Genomic DNA, 15,759 nt, shown 5'->3' with positions numbered 1-15,759 from the left:
GGCGGAAGCCCTGACACTGCAGGCGTTCTGGTCGAGCGGCACCGTCCCCCAACGACCGACGAAAGCGCCGGTCGCTTCATGATTCGCAGGAAATTGCGCTGCCCCACCCTTCCCGCCACTTACTCCCCCTGTCCATCGAGCAATGGCGCCGCAAGCTTTCGCTGGGCTTTCGGAAGATGTGAACGACGAACGAAAGAACGAAAGTCCGTGACGCGCCACGCAAAATAAGAGGACGCAGATTCGGCAGCATCGTTTGTCGAGAAGAAAGACGGATCCGCGACGCAGGGCCAAGTCGCAGGTTGTTGCGCCTCCTTGCGATGCGGGCCACGGCCTATGTACCTTCGGAAGCTTCCCAACGTGGAGGCTGTCGTGAAGCGCCTGAGCCTGAGCCTGCTCCTGTCCACCTGCATCGTCGCTTCGGCGGCCTTGTCTACCTCCGCCCTCGCGTCCACGCCGCCGCACTTCGCGGTAAAGGACGGGCACTTCCTCCTCGACGGTAAGCCCTACGTCATCCGCTCCGGCGAGATGCACTATCCGCGGATCCCGCGTGAGGACTGGCACGATCGCCTGCGCAAGGCCAGGGCGATGGGACTCAACACCATCACCACCTACGCCTTCTGGAACGCCAGCGAGCCCGAGCCGGGCAAGTTCGACTTCAGCGGGAATAACGACATTGCGGCGTTCGTGCGCGCGGCGCAGGAAGAAGGCCTCAACGTCATCGTTCGTCCCGGCCCCTTCGTCTGTGCCGAGTGGGAGTTCGGCGGTTTCCCTGCGTGGCTGCTGCGCACGCCCGGACTCCGGGTGCGCTCGTACGATCCGCGCTTCCTGAAGGCGAGCGCGGCGTGGTTCAAGCGCCTCGGGCAGGAACTGGCACCGCTGATGAGCACCCGCGGCGGACCCATCCTCATGGCGCAGGTGGAGAACGAATACGGGTACGTCGGTAACGATCGCGACTACATGGAAGCGATCCGCAAGCAGATGGTCGACGCCGGGTTCGACCTCCCGCTCTTCATGTCCAATGGACCCGGCCCGACCTGGATGAGTCGCGGCACCCTGCCCGGCATGGTCTCGGTCATCAACTTCACGGGTGATGCCACGAAAACGGAGCGTGCGTTCCAGCGCTCGGCATCCATGATGAAGGGCATGCCGCGCATGGCCGGCGAGTACTGGACAGGCTGGTACGACCGTTGGAGCGAGGCGCACAACACGCGCTCGACGGCGGAAGTCACCGGTGCCGTGGCGTGGATGCTCGACCACGACGTCTCCTTCAACCTCTACATGGTCGACGGCGGCACAAACTTCGGCTGGATGAATGGCGCGAACAACGAGGACGGCCATTACCTGCCCGTGACGACCAGCTACGACTACGACTCGCCCATCGACGAAGCGGGACGCCTCACGCCGAAGTACGCGGCATTCCGGAAGGTGATCGCGGCGCACCTGCCCAAGGGAGAAACGTTACCCCCGGTTCCGGCCTCGTCGCCCACGGTGACCATCCCCCGTTTCGAGCTGCACGAATCGGTCAGCCTGCTCGATGCGTTGCCGGGTCTTTCCAAGGCGCAGACGGCGGTCACGCCACACGGCATGGAGTCCTTCGGCCAGAACTACGGCCTCATCCTTTACCGGAAGACGCTGGATGCGGCGGCCAAGGGCAAGCTGGACGTCAATGACGTGCACGACTACGCCACGGTTCTGTCCGACGGAAAGCCACTCGGCACGCTCGACCGCCGCAAGCAGGAACACGAACTGCCCGTGGACCTGAAGGCGGGCAGCACCCTGGACCTGCTCGTCGAAAACATGGGCCGCGTCAACATCGATCCGGGCATGGCGGACGAAAACAAGGGCATCACGAGCTCGGTGCAGGTCGACGGCCTCGACCTCACGAACTGGTCCGTCTACCCGCTACCGTTGGACGATCTATCCGGTCTCTCCTTCAAGAAAAACGACACGCCGCAAGGCCCGGCGTTCTGGCACGGCTCGTTCGACCTCGCGAAGGTCGCGGGGGGCAGCTTCTTCGACATGCGCGGGTGGAAGAAAGGCAACGTCTGGATCAACGGCCACCATCTGGGCAGGTTCTGGAGCATCGGCCCGCAGCAGACGCTCTACGTACCGCCGTCGTGGCTGCGCAAGGGCGCCAACGACGTCGTGATCCTCGAGATGCAGGGGGGTGGCTCGCACGCCGTCGCCGGATTGAAGGACCCCGTGTTCTCCATGGCCGGAAAGTAGGAACGCCGCAAGCGGAGCCGGGTGACGGGCCGCCGGCCACGCACCCGGTCGCTCTTCGAGAGGGAATCAGGCGGCGCCGCGCATCCTGCGCAGCGTCGCGTCGGCGTTGAACCGGCGCGATGCGTCGGCCACGTCGCTGCTGACGACGGTCTTGCCGATCGGTGCAAGCGCGATGCCGGCGAGCTTGAGGTGCTGGATGCCGAAGGGGATGCCGATGATCGTCAGGCAACACGCGACGGCCGAGCAAAGGTGGCCGATGGCCAGCCAGAGGCCGGCGAAGACGAACCACACGATGTTGCCGAGCGTGCCGAAGACGCTGGTGCCGATGTCGCCCCGGCCGGACAGCTGCTCGCGGTCCACGGCTTCCTTTCCGAACGGGAAGAAGGCAAACGTGCCGATGACGAAGCAGGAGCGCGCCCAGGGGATACCGACGATGGTGACCAGGGCGAGCAGCCCCGCGAGCCACCAGCCGAGGCCCATCACCAGGCCACCGAAGACGAACCAGATGATGTTTCCGATCATGCGCATGCCGCTACTCCTTGTGGGTTCGAAGAAAACGTAACGCGGTCATGCCGGCATCGCATGTGCCGGTCGGCCTCCCGCTCAATGGGCGTGGGTCGCCACCTCGGCACCTTCCCGGTGGTGCGTGCCCAGCCGGCCCACGAGCTCCGCGCTCGCCGAGTTGAGGCCGATCACGGCCACCGTCTTGCCGGCGCGGCGGAACTTCAGCACGACCTTGTCCAGAGCCCCCACTGCCGTGAGGTCCCAGAAGTGCGCACCACTCACATCCAGGTGGATCGTCCCGATGTCCTCGTCGGCGAAGTCGAAGAGCTCCGCGGCTGCCGTCGGTAGCACGATCTTCGCCGTTTCCCACGTCCACGGCACATCCGGCACGAGGAAGTGCGGCAGCGAGTCCGGCAACGCACCCATGTCGCCGACGCGATGGATGTCCATATGGAACACCACCGCGACGATCGTCAGGACGATGATCGCCACCAGCGGCGACGGAATCGCTCGCGTCAGGCGGGGAAAGAGGTAAATGATCGCCAGTCCCGCGGCCGTCATCGGATAGACCAGCCAGGAAACCCCGATCAGCTCGGGCAACTGCGCCATGAAGATCAGGATCGCCAGCGCGTTGACGAAGCCCGTGACCACGGACCGCGACACGAAGCGCATCAGCGAACCCAGCTTCAACGCACCGATGAGCAGTTGGAACACACCCGTCGCGATCGTCGTCAGGAACAGGTATTGCAGCCCGTGTTCCTTCACCATGCCGACCATAAGCAAGGCCATGGCACCGGTGGCCGCCGAGATCATCGCGGGCCTGCCGCCGAAGAAAGCGATGGTGACCGCCATCGAGAACGACGCGTAAAGGCCCACTTTCGGATCCACGCCCGCGATGATCGAGAAAGCGATCGCCTCGGGAATCAGTGCGAGCGCAACGACGAGACCGGACAGGATGTCGCCACGGATGTTGCCGAACCACTCCCGGCCCAGGCGCGATGAAAGAGGCATGGATTCCCCACAAAAGAAAAAGGCGCAAACCGAGGTTTGCGCCTTTGAAAAACTGGTAGCGGGGGTAGGATTCGAACCTACGACCTTCGGGTTATGAGCCCGACGAGCTGCCAGACTGCTCCACCCCGCATCAGAGTCAGCAAGTATATGGAGGTGGCCGGATTCTTGCAAGCCCTTTTCTTACGGACGTATGAAAAAAAAAGCAAAAAAAAAGCGCCGGCGGACCGGCGCTTCTTCATGGGCGTCGCGCGTGCACTCAGCCCGCGAACGCCCTCTGGCACCACGCCAGCAGCGGTGCCCAGGTGAAGCCCAGGACCAGGAGCGCGACAGCGTTGATCGACAACACCCAGCGAGCCGGGGCGTCGGCGGTGGCGCGCACGTCCTTGCCTTCCACCGGCGCGTCGAAGTACATCACCTTCACCACGCGCAGGTAGTAGTACAGGCCGATGATCGCGAACACGGCGCCGACGATGGCGAGCCACATCATGCCCGCGTCGATCGCCGCCTTCAGCACCAGCAGCTTGCCGAAGAAGCCGAACAGCGGCGGCACGCCGGCCAGCGAGAACATCACCAGCAGCATCATGAAGGCGAACCACGGCGACCGCTGGTTCAGGCCGCGCAGGTCGTCGATCTCTTCGCACTCGAAGCCCGAGCGAGAGAGCACGAGGATCACGCCGAACGCCGCGGCGCTGGTGAGCGCGTAGCTGACCGCGTAGAACATCGAGGCCGAGTAGCCCTCCGGACCGGCGTTCACCAGACCGACCAGCAGGTAACCCATGTGCGAGATGGTCGAATAGGCCAGCAGGCGCTTCAGGTTCGTCTGCACGATCGCCACCAGGTTGCCGATGGCCAGCGAGAGCACCGCCAGCACGGCCAGCATCATCTGCCACTGCGGGGCGAGCCCCGTCGCGCCACCGGCGATGTCACCCATGCCAGTGGACAGCAGGCGGTAGGCCATGCCGAAGGCGGCAAGCTTCTGCGCCGAGCCGATGAACACGGTGACCGCCGTCGGCGAGCCTTGGTAGACGTCCGGGATCCACATGTGGAACGGTGCGGCGCCCAGCTTGAAGCCGATGCCCACGATCATGAAGACCAGCCCGAACAGCAGCAGGGTCTTCCACTCGGTGCCGACGATGGCGGCGTGGATCGCGTGCAGGTCGAGGCTGTGCGTGGCGCCATAGACCATCGACATGCCGTACAGGAGCATGCCCGAAGCCAGCGCGCCCAGCACGAAGTACTTGATCGCCGCTTCCGAGGACAGGCGCGAATCGCGGTTCAATGCGACCAGCGCGTACGAGGACAAGGTGAGCAGTTCGAGGCCCAGGTACACCGTGACCAGGCTGCCGGCGGCGACCAGGAACATGACGCCGACGGTGGCGAAGATCGACAGCGTGTAGAACTCGCCGAACGGGATCGCCCGCTCCCTAAGGTACGGACGCGCGTAGACGAAGATCACCGCCATGATCAGCAGCGAGAACAACTTCAGCACCTCGGACACGCCGTCGCGGACGAACATGCCACTGAAGGCGGTCACGGGGCTGGCGGGCTGGCCGTCGACGACGAGCCAGGCGGCGACCAGCATCACGAGGATGGAAAGCCAGTGGACGATGCCCTTCTGGGCCGGCTTCAGGTACGCATCCAGAAGGAGCAGCACGCAAGCCGCCACCACGAGGTAGGCCTCGGGGAGCAGGATCAGGATGTCGTTGATACTCGGCATGGATAGTTCCCGCTCAGACTTTGGTGATGGCCAGCTGCTCGACGATACGAGCAACGGACGCATCCATCAGGTGGACCAGCGGCTCCGGCCAGATGCCGAGGACCAGCACGCCGGCCGCGAAGGCGCTCAGGACGAAGATCTCGCGACCGTTGATGTCCTTCAGTTCCGCCACGTGCTTGTTCTTGATGTCGCCCCAGAGGACGCGCTTCACCATCCACAGCGTGTAGGCGGCACCGATGATCAGGGTGAAGGCGCCGAACAGCGCGATCCACGGATTGGCGCTGAACGAGGCCAGGATGACCATGAACTCGCCCACGAATCCGCTGGTGCCCGGCAGGCCGCTGTTGGCCATGGCGAACAGCACGTAGAACGGCGCGAAGATCGGCATGACGTTGATGACGCCGCCGTAGTCCTTGATCTGGCGCGTATGCATGCGGTCATAGAGCACGCCGATGCAGGTGAACATCGCGCCGGAGATGAAGCCGTGCGAAATCATCTGCACCATCGCACCCTGCATGCCCAGGCGCGCGGCATCGGGATTGTTCGACTCGCGGACCAGCAGGAAGCCGATGAAGATGCCCATCGTCACGAAGCCCATGTGGGCGATCGACGAATAGGCGACCAGCTTCTTCATGTCCTGCTGCACCAGCGCGATATAGCCGATGTAGCAGACCGCGATCAGGCTGAGCACGATGACCAGCCAGGCGAACTGGTGCGAGGCATCCGGCGTGATCGGCAGGCTGAAACGCAGGAAGCCGTAACCGCCGATCTTCAGCATCACCGCCGCCAGCACCACCGAGCCGCCGGTGGGCGCCTCGACGTGCGCATCCGGTAGCCACGTATGCACCGGCACCATCGGCACCTTGATCGCGAAGCCCAGCAGGAAGGCGAAGAACAGCCAGGCCTGCTCGGTCAGCGTGAGGTGGACGTTGGCCATGTCGGCGATGGCGAAGCTGCCGCCGGTCTTGTGGTACAGGTAGATCAGGCCGACCAGCATGAAGATCGAGCCGAAGAACGTGTAGATGAAGAACTTCAGCGTGGCGTAGACGCGGCGCGGGCCGCCCCAGATACCGATGAGGATGAACATCGGGATCAGCATGGCCTCGAAGAACACGTAGAACAGCAACGCGTCCGTGGCGCAGAAGACGCCGATCATCAGGCCTTCCAGCACGAGCATCGCGGCCATGTACTGGTGCGGCTTGTTCTGGATGATTTCCCACGCGCCGACGATCACCAGGATCTGGACGAAGGTCGTGAGGATGATCAGGGCGACGGAGATGCCATCGACGGCCAGCGAATAATTGATGCCCAGGGTCGGGATCCAGCTCATCGATTCGTTGAGCTGGAGCGTGCCCGTGGCGGCATCGTAAGCAGGCAGGAGGGCCAGGCTGGCGGCGAAGGTGGCGACCGCCACCAGCAGCGAGATCCATCGGGCGAGGCCGGGCCGGCCGGCGCCGGCGAGCAGTACCGGGACGGCACCGACGACCGGGAGCCAGATCAGCAGGCTGAGCAAGTGATTCGACATAGAGCTCGTTTCCCTTATTGCCCGATCAGCCAGTACCCGCCGAGGAGCAGGATCAGACCGAGGATCATGGCGAACGCGTAGTGGAAGAGGAATCCGGATTGCAGGCGGCGGGTGCCGCTGGCGATGCGCTGCACGAGGTTGGCCGAGCCATTGACGACGGCGCCGTCGATGATCGCGGCATCGCCCACCTTCGACAGGCCTTCGCCCAGCTTTACGCCACCCTTCGCGAACACCGCGAAATAGACTTCATCGATCCAGTACTTGCGGTCGAGCAGCGTGTACACCGGCTTCAGCGCGTTCTTCGCCTTGGTGGCGACCGACGGGTTGAACAGGTACACGTACGTGGCCACGGCGAAGCCCGCGAAGGCCAGCCAGAACGGGGCGGCGGTGAAGCCGTGCAGGCCCATCGCGAAGGCACCGTGGAACTCGTGGGCCAGTTCGCCGAGCACGTTGTTCGCTTCGTCGACGTGGATCGCCTTGCCGAACCAGTCGCCGTAGAGCATCGGCCCGATGGTGAAGAAGCCGATGAGGAGCGACGGGATCGCCAGCAGGACCAGCGGCACGGTCACCACCCAGGGCGATTCGTGCGGCGCATGCTCCAGCACGCCCGGCTCGTGGTGCGGGTCTTCCTTGTGCGTGTCGCCATGCGCGTCGTCGTGCGCCGCATGCGCGTCGTGATGGCCATGGCCGTGGCCATGCGACACCGTGAAGCGCTCCTTCCCGTGGAAGGTCATGTAGAGCAGGCGGAAGCTGTACAGCGACGTGACGAACACGCCGCCCAGCACGCAGAAGTACGCGTAACCGGCGCCCCAGCGATGCGACTCGCCGACCGCCTCGATGATGGCGTCCTTCGAATAGAAGCCCGCGAAGAACGGCGTGCCGGCGAGGGCCAGCGAGCCGATCCACATCGTGATCCAGGTGACCGGCATGTACTTGCGCAGGCCGCCCATGTAGCGCATGTCCTGCTCGTGGTGCATGCCGATGATGACCGAGCCCGCGCCGAGAAACAGCAGCGCCTTGAAGAACGCATGGGTCATCAGGTGGAACACGGCGCCGCTATAAGCGGACACGCCGAGCGCGACCGTCATGTAGCCGAGCTGCGAAAGCGTCGAGTACGCGATCACGCGCTTGATGTCGTTCTGGACGATGCCGATCAGGCCGGTGAACAGCGCCGTGGTCGAGCCGATCACGAGGATGAACGACAGTGCGGCGTCCGTCAGCTCGAACAGCGGCGACATGCGGGCGACCATGAAGATGCCCGCGGTCACCATCGTGGCCGCATGGATCAGCGCCGAGATGGGCGTCGGGCCTTCCATCGAATCGGGCAGCCACACGTGCAGCGGCACCTGGGCCGACTTGCCCATGGCACCGATGAACAGCAGGATGCCGATCACCGTCGCCGCATCCCAGGCATGGTTCTGGGTGATCTGCAGGGTCTTGCCCACCAGCGTCGGGGCATGGTCGAAGGCGGTCTGGTAGTCCAGCGTGCCCAGGAAGTACAGGATCGCGGAAATGCCCAGGAGGAAACCGAAGTCACCCACGCGGTTGACCAGGAAGGCCTTGAGGTTGGCGAAGATCGCCGTGGGGCGCTTGTACCAGAAGCCGATCAACAGGTACGACACCAGGCCCACCGCTTCCCAGCCGAAGAACAGCTGCATGAAGTTGTTGCTCATGACGAGCATCAACATCGAGAAGGTGAACAGCGAGATGTAGCTGAAGAAGCGCTGGTAGCCCGGATCGTCCGCCATGTAGCCGATGGTGTACAGGTGCACCAGCAACGACACGAAGGTGACGACCACCATCATCATGGCGGTCAGGCGGTCGACCATGAAGCCGACGGAAGCATGGAAGCGGCCGATCTCGAACCAGGTGTAGACGTCCTGGTTGAAGTTCTGTGCCCCGCCCCAGACGAGCTGGTAGAGGACGTAGAAGGACAGGCCGCAAGCGATCGCGACGCCGAGGAGGGTCGCGGTGTGCGCCCCTGCCCGGCCGATCACCTTGCCGAAAAGACCGGCCAGGATCGAACCCACCAGCGGCGCGAGGGCGATCGTCAGCAGGATTGAAAGCGAGAGACTCATCGGATCAACCCTTCATGCTGTCGATTTCGGCGACGTTGATCGTGCTGCGGTTGCGGAACAGCAGGACCAGGATCGCCAGGCCGATGGCGGACTCCGCCGCGGCCACGGTGAGGATGAAGAACACGAATACCTGGCCGCCCACGTCGCCGAAGAAGCGCGAGAAAGCCACGAAGTTGGTGTTCACCGCCAGGAGCATCAGCTCGATCGCCATGAGCAGCACGATCACGTTCTTGCGGTTGATGAACAGGCCGGCGACGGCGATGCAGAACAGGATCGCGCCGAGGACGATGAAATGGGAAAGCGTGATCACGGGGCGTTCTCCTGCGGGGGCACGACGACCGGCGCCGGGTTCACCGACGCTGGCTGCTCGACGGCGACCTTCACGATGCGCACGCGGTCGGCGGCATTCACGGCCACCTGCTGCGCAGCGGTCTGGTGACGCACGCCAGGGCGCTGGCGCAGGGTGAGCGCCACTGCCGCCACGATGCCCACGGTGAGGATCAGGGCGGCGATTTCGAACGGCAGCAGGAACTCCGTGTAGAGCGCCTGGCCCAGCCACGCGACGTTGGAGTCGCCTGCCGGGTTCGGACCGAGGGTGTGCGCATGCATCGCCTTCACCCCGATCATCGCCAGCATTTCCGCCAGCATGACCAAGGCGACGATGATGCCGACCGGCAGGTAGCGGATGAATCCCTCACGGACCGCCTCCTGCTTGATGTCGAGCATCATCACCACGAAGAGGAAGAGCACCATCACCGCGCCCACGTAGACGACCACGAGGGCGATGGCGAGGAATTCGGCTTCGGCCAGCAGCCAGACGCAGGCCATGCTGAAGAAGGTCAGCACCAGCGAGAGCACGGCATGGACCGAGTTCTTCACGGTGATGACCATCAGGCCGCCGAGGACGGCCACGGCGCCGAAGAAGTAGAAACAGATGAGTTGGAGCAGGTCGTTATTCATCGCATGGTCTCCGGGCGCTCAGCGGTACGCCGCGTCCTGAGCGCGGGCGGCAGCGATGTCCTGCTCGAAGCGGTCGCCGATGGCCAGCAGCTGGGCCTTCGTCACCACGTTCTCGCCACGATGTTCGAAGTGGTACTCGTGCACATGCGTCTCCACGATCGAATCGACCGGGCAGCTCTCTTCGCAGAAGCCGCAGAAGATGCACTTGAACAGGTCGATGTCGTAGCGCGTGGTACGGCGCTGGCCGTCATCCGCGCGCGGCGCCGAATCGATCGTGATCGCCAGGGCCGGGCACACCGCTTCGCACAGCTTGCACGCGATGCAGCGTTCCTCGCCGTTGGCATAACGGCGCAGGGCGTGCAGGCCGCGGAAGCGGTTCGACTTCGGGATGTGCTCCATCGGGTAGCGCATCGTGTACTTCGGCTTGAACATGTAGCGAATGGTCAGCGCCATGCCCTGGAACAGCTCGATGAGCAGCAGGCTCTTGAAGTAATGGGTAACGCGGGTCATGGTTTTCAGGCTCCCGTGCCGAGGTGGACCCAGCCGAAATACTTCATGCAGCCGGCGACGAGGACCCAGACGATGGTGATGGGGATGAAGACCTTCCAGCCGAGGCGCATGATCTGGTCATAGCGATAGCGCGGGAAGCTGGCGCGGAACCACAGGAACAGGAAGGCGAAGAAGAAGGCCTTGATGAACAGCCAGTGGAAACCGCCGTGGCCGATGAAACCCCAGGACTCAGGGAACGGCGACAGCCAGCCGCCCATGAACAGGATCGAGGCGAGGAAGCTCACCAGGATCATGTTGGCGTACTCGGCCAGGAAGAAGATCGCGAAGGCGGAGCCGGAATATTCCACGTGGAAACCGGCCACGATTTCGGACTCGCCTTCCGCCACGTCGAACGGCGCGCGGTTGGTTTCCGCCACGCCCGAGACGAAGTAGATGACGAAGACCGGCAGCAGCGGCAGCCAGAACCAGTCGAAGAAGTTGCCGCTCTGCGCGTTGACGATCGCGGTGAGGTTGAGGCTACCCGTCAGCACCAGCACGCACACGATCGACATGCCCATGGCCAGCTCGTAGGAGATGACCTGTGCGGCCGCGCGCATGGCGCCCAGCATCGCGTAGCGCGAGTTCGAGGACCAGCCGGCCAGGATGATGCCGTACACGCCCATCGAGGTCATCGCGAGCAGGTAGAGCACGCCGGCATTGACGTTGGCGAGCACGGTCTCGGGACCGAACGGTACGACCGCCCAGGCGGCCAGCGCGGGGACAAGCGCCAGCATCGGCGCGAGGTAGTACAGGAACTTGTTCGCGTTGGTCGGAAGGATCACTTCCTTCAGCAGGAGCTTGACCACGTCCGCGAAGGCCTGCAGGAGGCCGAGGGGACCGATCTTGTTCGGCCCCATGCGGACGTGCATCCAACCGATGACCTTGCGTTCCCAGTAGACGAACATGGCCACCGCGATGATCAGCGGCAGCACGATCGCCACGATGAACAGCACGGGCATCAACAGGTGGTCGAAGAGTTGTGCGCCCATGGTTACGCCTTGCTCAGGGTGATGGCCGCGCCGTACGGAGGCAGCATGGCGGTTTCGGAATGCGCGGCTTCGATCCACACGGCGCCCGCGGGCACCGCGGCATCGATCGCCACCGGCAGGACGGCATCGCCGATGCGGGCGTTACCGCCGTCGGCGAGACCGAGGTTGCCGGCGTCGTCCGCATTGATGCGGATGGCGGGCGCGCGATTGAGCGGATGCGCGTTGAGCGCGCCGGCACGACGGAGCACCGCGTCGCCGCGGTAGATCGGCGTCGTGGCAAGGCGCGAGAACGCCACGCCCGTGCCGCGCTGTGCGAGTTGCTGACGGGTTTCAGAAGTACGTTCGGTAAGGCCGTCGCGCAGGCCCGCGAGGTCGTCGAACTCGAAGCCCGGCAGGCCGAGCGCACCGCCAAGGGCACGCAGTACCTTCCAGCCCGGACGTGCGTCGCCAGGGGCCTTGGCGCCCGCCAGCGCGACCTGCGCATTACCCTCGACATTGACGAGGGTGGCGTCGATCTCCGGCGTAAGGCCGATCGGCAGGATCACGTCCGCCGAGTCCTTCAGCGCTTCGCCGGCGAACGCGGCGAAAGCCACCACGGTCTGCGCGGAATGCATCGCCTGCAGGGCGAGCGTGCCGTCGGCGAAGTCATGCGGCGGCTCGACGTTGTAGAGCACGTAACCCTTGCGCGGCTGCGCCAGCATGGCGCGTGCGTCGAGACCGCCCGCGCTCGGCAGGACGCCGACCGCGGCCAGGCCCAGCGCGTTGGCCGAAAGCGGAAGCTCGTTGAATGCGGCACCGGCCGCCTGCGCGATGAAACGCGCGATGGCACGCAGCCAGGACGCTTCAGGATGGGTCGCCGCGGCATGTCCGAAGACGACCACCGCGCCGTCCGTCGAAAGCGCCTTGAAGGCGTCGCGGTGGGCGTCGGTGGTTTCCACGCCCTGCAGCGCCGGGGCCAGCGGCTCCGGCACGGTCGCGCCGTTCTCGCCGGCGGCCTTGGCCAGTACCAGCAACTCGTTCACCAGCACGTGCGGCGCGGCGACGGACTCTCCGGCCAGCGGGTAGTTGAAGTTGAAGTGCGCCGGATTGACCGCGTAGACCTTCGCGCCCTTCTTCACCGCCTGGCGGAGGCGATGATTGAGGAGCGGCACTTCGTGGCGCAGGTCGGAACCGACCAGCAGCGCGGAGCTGACCGACTGGAACGACGCGATGGTCGAGGCGAACGGCTTCGCGAACGCATTGTCGGCGAAATCGAGCTGGCGCAGGCGGTGGTCGATATGTGCGCTGCCGAGACCGCGTGCGAGGCGGACCAGGAGCTCGCCCTCCTCGTTCGACGTGGCGCCGTGCACGAGCACGCCGAGATCGGAACCGGCGACGCTCTTCAGCGCCTCGCGGGCGACCGAGAGCGCGTCGTCCCACGTGGTGGCCGACCACTGGCCGTTGCGCTTGACCATGGGCGACTTCACGCGATCGGCGGCGTACAGGCCCTGGTGGCTGTAACGGTCACGGTCCGAGAGCCAGCACTCGTTGATGGTCTCGTTGTCGCGCGGCACGTTGCGCAGCACTTCGCCGCGACGCGTGTGCATCCACAGGTTGGAGCCCAGCGCATCGTGGTAACCGATGGACGGACGCGCGATCAGTTCCCAGGCGCGTGCCTGGAACTGGAACGGCTTGTTGGTCAGCGCGCCGACCGGGCAGACGTCGATGATGTTGCCCGACAGTTCGCTCTCGATCGTCTTGCCGATGTAGGTGCCGATCTCCAGGTTCTCGCCGCGGCTCATGCCGCCGAGCTCGTACGTGCCCGCGATCTCGCTGGTGAAGCGGACGCAGCGGGTGCACTGGATGCAGCGGGTCATCTCGGTCGCGATCAGCGGCCCGAGGTTTTCGTCCGCCACCGTGCGCTTGCGCTCGTTGTAGCGCGACACCGACCGGCCGTAACCGAGCGAGACGTCCTGCAGTTCGCACTCGCCGCCCTGGTCGCAGATCGGGCAGTCGAGCGGATGGTTGATGAGCAGGAACTCCATCACGTTGCGCTGCGACTTGAGCGCCTTGTCCGAACGCGTGAAGACCTTCATGCCCTCGCCCACCGGCGTGGCGCAGGCCGGCGCGGGCTTCGGCATCTTCTCGATTTCCACCAGGCACATGCGGCAGTTGGCGGCGATCGGGAGCTTGCGGTGGTAGCAGAAGCGCGGGATGGGAATACCGACGGCATCGGCCGCCTGGATGATCATCGACCCCTTGGCTACCTGCACCGGTACGCCGTCGATCTCGATGTTGACGACGTCCGGCGCGGCATTGGCTACGGGCTGCGCACTCATGCAGCGACTCCAGTGGTGACCGTGTCAGCCGGGCCGTCGACGATCGAACGGCCATGCTCCACGAAGTATTCGAATTCGTGCCAGAAGTGGTACAGGAAGCCCTGCACCGGCCACGCGGCCGCTTCGCCGAAGGCGCAGATGGTGTGGCCTTCGATCTGGCCGGCGACGGCCTTCAGGCGGTGCAGGTCGTCCTGCGTGCCGTTGCCCTCGACGATGCGCGACAGCACGCGGTACATCCAGCCGGTGCCTTCGCGGCACGGGGTGCACTGGCCGCACGACTCCGCCATGTAGAAGCGGGAGATGCGGTGGCACGCACGCACCATGCAGGTGGTGTCGTCCATGACGATCACCGCGCCGGAACCCAGGCCCGATCCCGCCTTCTGCAGCGAGTCGTAGTCCATGGTGCATTCCATGATCTTCTCGGCCGGCAGCACCTTCATCGAGGAACCGCCAGGGATGACCGCCTTCAGCTTGTTACCCTTGCGCACGCCGCCGGCCATGGCGAGCAGGTCGGCGAACGAGGTGCCCAGCTTGATCTCGAAGTTGCCGGGATTGTTCACGTGGCCCGACACCGAGAAGATCTTCGGACCGCCATTGTTCGGCTTGCCGATGTTGAGGAACCACTCCGCGCCATTGCGCAGGATCGCCGGCACCGACGCGTAGGTCTCGGTGTTGTTGATCGTGGTCGGACGGCCATAGAGGCCGAAGCCGGCCGGGAACGGCGGCTTGAAACGCGGCTGGCCCTTCTTGCCTTCCAGCGATTCCATCAGCGCGGTCTCTTCGCCGCAGATGTATGCGCCGGCGCCGAGCGCGTTGTAGATGTCGACGTCGATGCCCGAGCCGCCGATGTCCTTGCCGAGCAGGCCGGCCGCATAGGCTTCCTTCAGGGCTTCCTCGATGTGCTCGAACGGCTCGTGGTGGAACTCGCCGCGCAAGTAGTTGTAGGCGACGGTCGAGCCCGTGCAGTAGCAGGCGATCGCCAGCCCTTCGATGACCGAATGCGGGTTGAAACGCAGGATGTCGCGATCCTTGCAGGTGCCCGGCTCGGACTCGTCCGAGTTGCACAGGATGTACTTCTGACCGGGCGCGTTGCGCGGCATGAAGGACCACTTCAGGCCCGTCGGGAAGCCGGCGCCGCCGCGACCGCGCAGCGAGCTCTTCTTGATCTCTTCGATCAGGGCCGCGGGATCGGGCTTCTCGGCGAGGATCTTGCGCCAAGCCTTGTAGCCGTCGACCTTTTCGTAGCTTTCGAGCGCCCACGGCTTCTCGAAATGCAGGGTCGTGTAGACGACCTGGTGTTCCTGCGGTGCGGGTCCGACCGGACCGGTGGTGCTAGCCATTGCCCTTACCTCACTTCAGACCGTCGAGGATCGCGTCGACCGCTTCGGTCGTCAGCTTCTCGTGGTAGTGACCGTTGACGACCATCATCGGCGCGCCGGCGCATGCGGCCAGGCACTCCTCTTCCTGCTTGAGGTAGATGCGGCCGTCGGCCGTGCTCTCGCCGGTCCGGATGCCGAGCTTCTTCTCGCAATGGCGCACGATGCCTTCGGCGCCGTTGAGCCAGCAGGAAATGTTGGTGCAGATGGCGACGTTGTTGCGTCCGACGGGCGAGGTCTCGAACATCGAGTAGAAGCTCGCGACCTCGTACGCCCAGATCGCCGGCAGCTCGAGGTATTTCGCGACCGCGGTGATAAGGGCGTCGGTGAGATAGCCCTGATTCTGTTCCTGGGCGCCCATGAGCGACTGGATCAGCGCCGAGCGCTTGCGATCCGGCGGGAACTTGGACACCCAGTGGTCGATGTGGGCACGGGTGTGATCGTTGAGCACGACGAGGGGATCGACGTCCTTGACCTGCTCGAAATGACCGGTGGCTTTCATGGTT

13 protein-coding genes and 1 tRNA gene are annotated in these 15,759 nt (G+C 64.7%); 1 reads left to right on the top strand and 13 read right to left on the bottom strand.

What is annotated here, in order from left to right:
• Window positions 1–369 precede the first annotated feature (369 nt).
• Complete coding sequence (locus ACQKIE_RS02130; protein WP_427455287.1) at window positions 370–2,226, top strand: glycoside hydrolase family 35 protein; 1,857 nt, start codon at window positions 370–372, stop codon at window positions 2,224–2,226.
• 66 nt (window positions 2,227–2,292) lie between these two features.
• Here ACQKIE_RS02130 and ACQKIE_RS02125 read toward each other — a convergent pair whose 3' ends face one another.
• The 13 genes from ACQKIE_RS02125 to nuoE form a co-directional block, all read right to left on the bottom strand.
• Window positions 2,293–2,754, bottom strand: a complete 462-nt coding sequence (locus tag ACQKIE_RS02125) for a YccF domain-containing protein (RefSeq protein WP_427455286.1) — start codon at window positions 2,752–2,754, stop codon at window positions 2,293–2,295.
• 75 nt (window positions 2,755–2,829) lie between these two features.
• Complete coding sequence (locus tag ACQKIE_RS02120) at window positions 2,830–3,741, bottom strand: SulP family inorganic anion transporter (RefSeq protein WP_427455285.1); 912 nt, start codon at window positions 3,739–3,741, stop codon at window positions 2,830–2,832.
• Between the two features lie 53 nt (window positions 3,742–3,794).
• Window positions 3,795–3,871: transfer RNA gene (locus ACQKIE_RS02115), tRNA-Met, on the bottom strand.
• 126 nt (window positions 3,872–3,997) lie between these two features.
• Window positions 3,998–5,458 (bottom strand): NADH-quinone oxidoreductase subunit NuoN, encoded by a 1,461-nt coding sequence (nuoN, locus tag ACQKIE_RS02110; protein WP_427455284.1) that lies wholly within the window; start codon window positions 5,456–5,458, stop codon window positions 3,998–4,000.
• A 13-nt stretch (window positions 5,459–5,471) separates the two neighbouring features.
• Window positions 5,472–6,983 (bottom strand): NADH-quinone oxidoreductase subunit M, encoded by a 1,512-nt coding sequence (locus ACQKIE_RS02105; protein WP_427455283.1) that lies wholly within the window; start codon window positions 6,981–6,983, stop codon window positions 5,472–5,474.
• Between the two features lie 14 nt (window positions 6,984–6,997).
• Window positions 6,998–9,061 carry an NADH-quinone oxidoreductase subunit L gene (nuoL, locus tag ACQKIE_RS02100; protein ID WP_427455282.1) on the bottom strand — a complete coding sequence of 688 codons (2,064 nt, stop codon included), beginning with the start codon at window positions 9,059–9,061 and terminating at the stop codon, window positions 6,998–7,000.
• 4 nt (window positions 9,062–9,065) lie between these two features.
• Window positions 9,066–9,371 (bottom strand): NADH-quinone oxidoreductase subunit NuoK, encoded by a 306-nt coding sequence (nuoK, locus tag ACQKIE_RS02095; RefSeq protein ID WP_072321332.1) that lies wholly within the window; start codon window positions 9,369–9,371, stop codon window positions 9,066–9,068.
• The gene (locus tag ACQKIE_RS02090) at window positions 9,368–10,021 is read right to left on the bottom strand and encodes an NADH-quinone oxidoreductase subunit J (protein ID WP_427455280.1); all 654 of its coding nucleotides are present in this window, start codon (window positions 10,019–10,021) and stop codon (window positions 9,368–9,370) included. The genes nuoK and ACQKIE_RS02090 overlap by 4 nt, the downstream gene beginning before the upstream one ends.
• An 18-nt stretch (window positions 10,022–10,039) precedes the next feature.
• Window positions 10,040–10,531, bottom strand: a complete 492-nt coding sequence (gene nuoI, locus ACQKIE_RS02085; protein ID WP_427455278.1) for an NADH-quinone oxidoreductase subunit NuoI — start codon at window positions 10,529–10,531, stop codon at window positions 10,040–10,042.
• A 5-nt stretch (window positions 10,532–10,536) separates the two neighbouring features.
• Complete coding sequence (gene nuoH, locus ACQKIE_RS02080; protein WP_427455276.1) at window positions 10,537–11,559, bottom strand: NADH-quinone oxidoreductase subunit NuoH; 1,023 nt, start codon at window positions 11,557–11,559, stop codon at window positions 10,537–10,539.
• A gap of 2 nt (window positions 11,560–11,561) precedes the next feature.
• Window positions 11,562–13,877: an NADH-quinone oxidoreductase subunit NuoG gene (gene nuoG / locus ACQKIE_RS02075; protein WP_427455274.1), complete on the bottom strand. Its 2,316-nt coding sequence runs from the start codon at window positions 13,875–13,877 to the stop codon at window positions 11,562–11,564.
• Complete coding sequence (nuoF, locus tag ACQKIE_RS02070) at window positions 13,874–15,217, bottom strand: NADH-quinone oxidoreductase subunit NuoF (protein WP_427455272.1); 1,344 nt, start codon at window positions 15,215–15,217, stop codon at window positions 13,874–13,876. Before nuoF ends, nuoG begins: the two co-directional genes overlap by 4 nt.
• Window positions 15,218–15,227: 10 nt before the next feature.
• The gene (gene nuoE, locus ACQKIE_RS02065) at window positions 15,228–15,755 is read right to left on the bottom strand and encodes an NADH-quinone oxidoreductase subunit NuoE (RefSeq protein WP_427455270.1); all 528 of its coding nucleotides are present in this window, start codon (window positions 15,753–15,755) and stop codon (window positions 15,228–15,230) included.
• Window positions 15,756–15,759 lie beyond the last annotated feature (4 nt).

It is taken from the genome of Luteibacter sp. NPDC031894 (assembly GCF_050273135.1).
Classification (GTDB): Bacteria; Pseudomonadota; Gammaproteobacteria; order Xanthomonadales; family Rhodanobacteraceae; genus Luteibacter.
The sequence above is the reverse complement of the archived record's forward strand: the minus strand, read 5'-3'. Positions and strand labels throughout refer to the sequence as shown.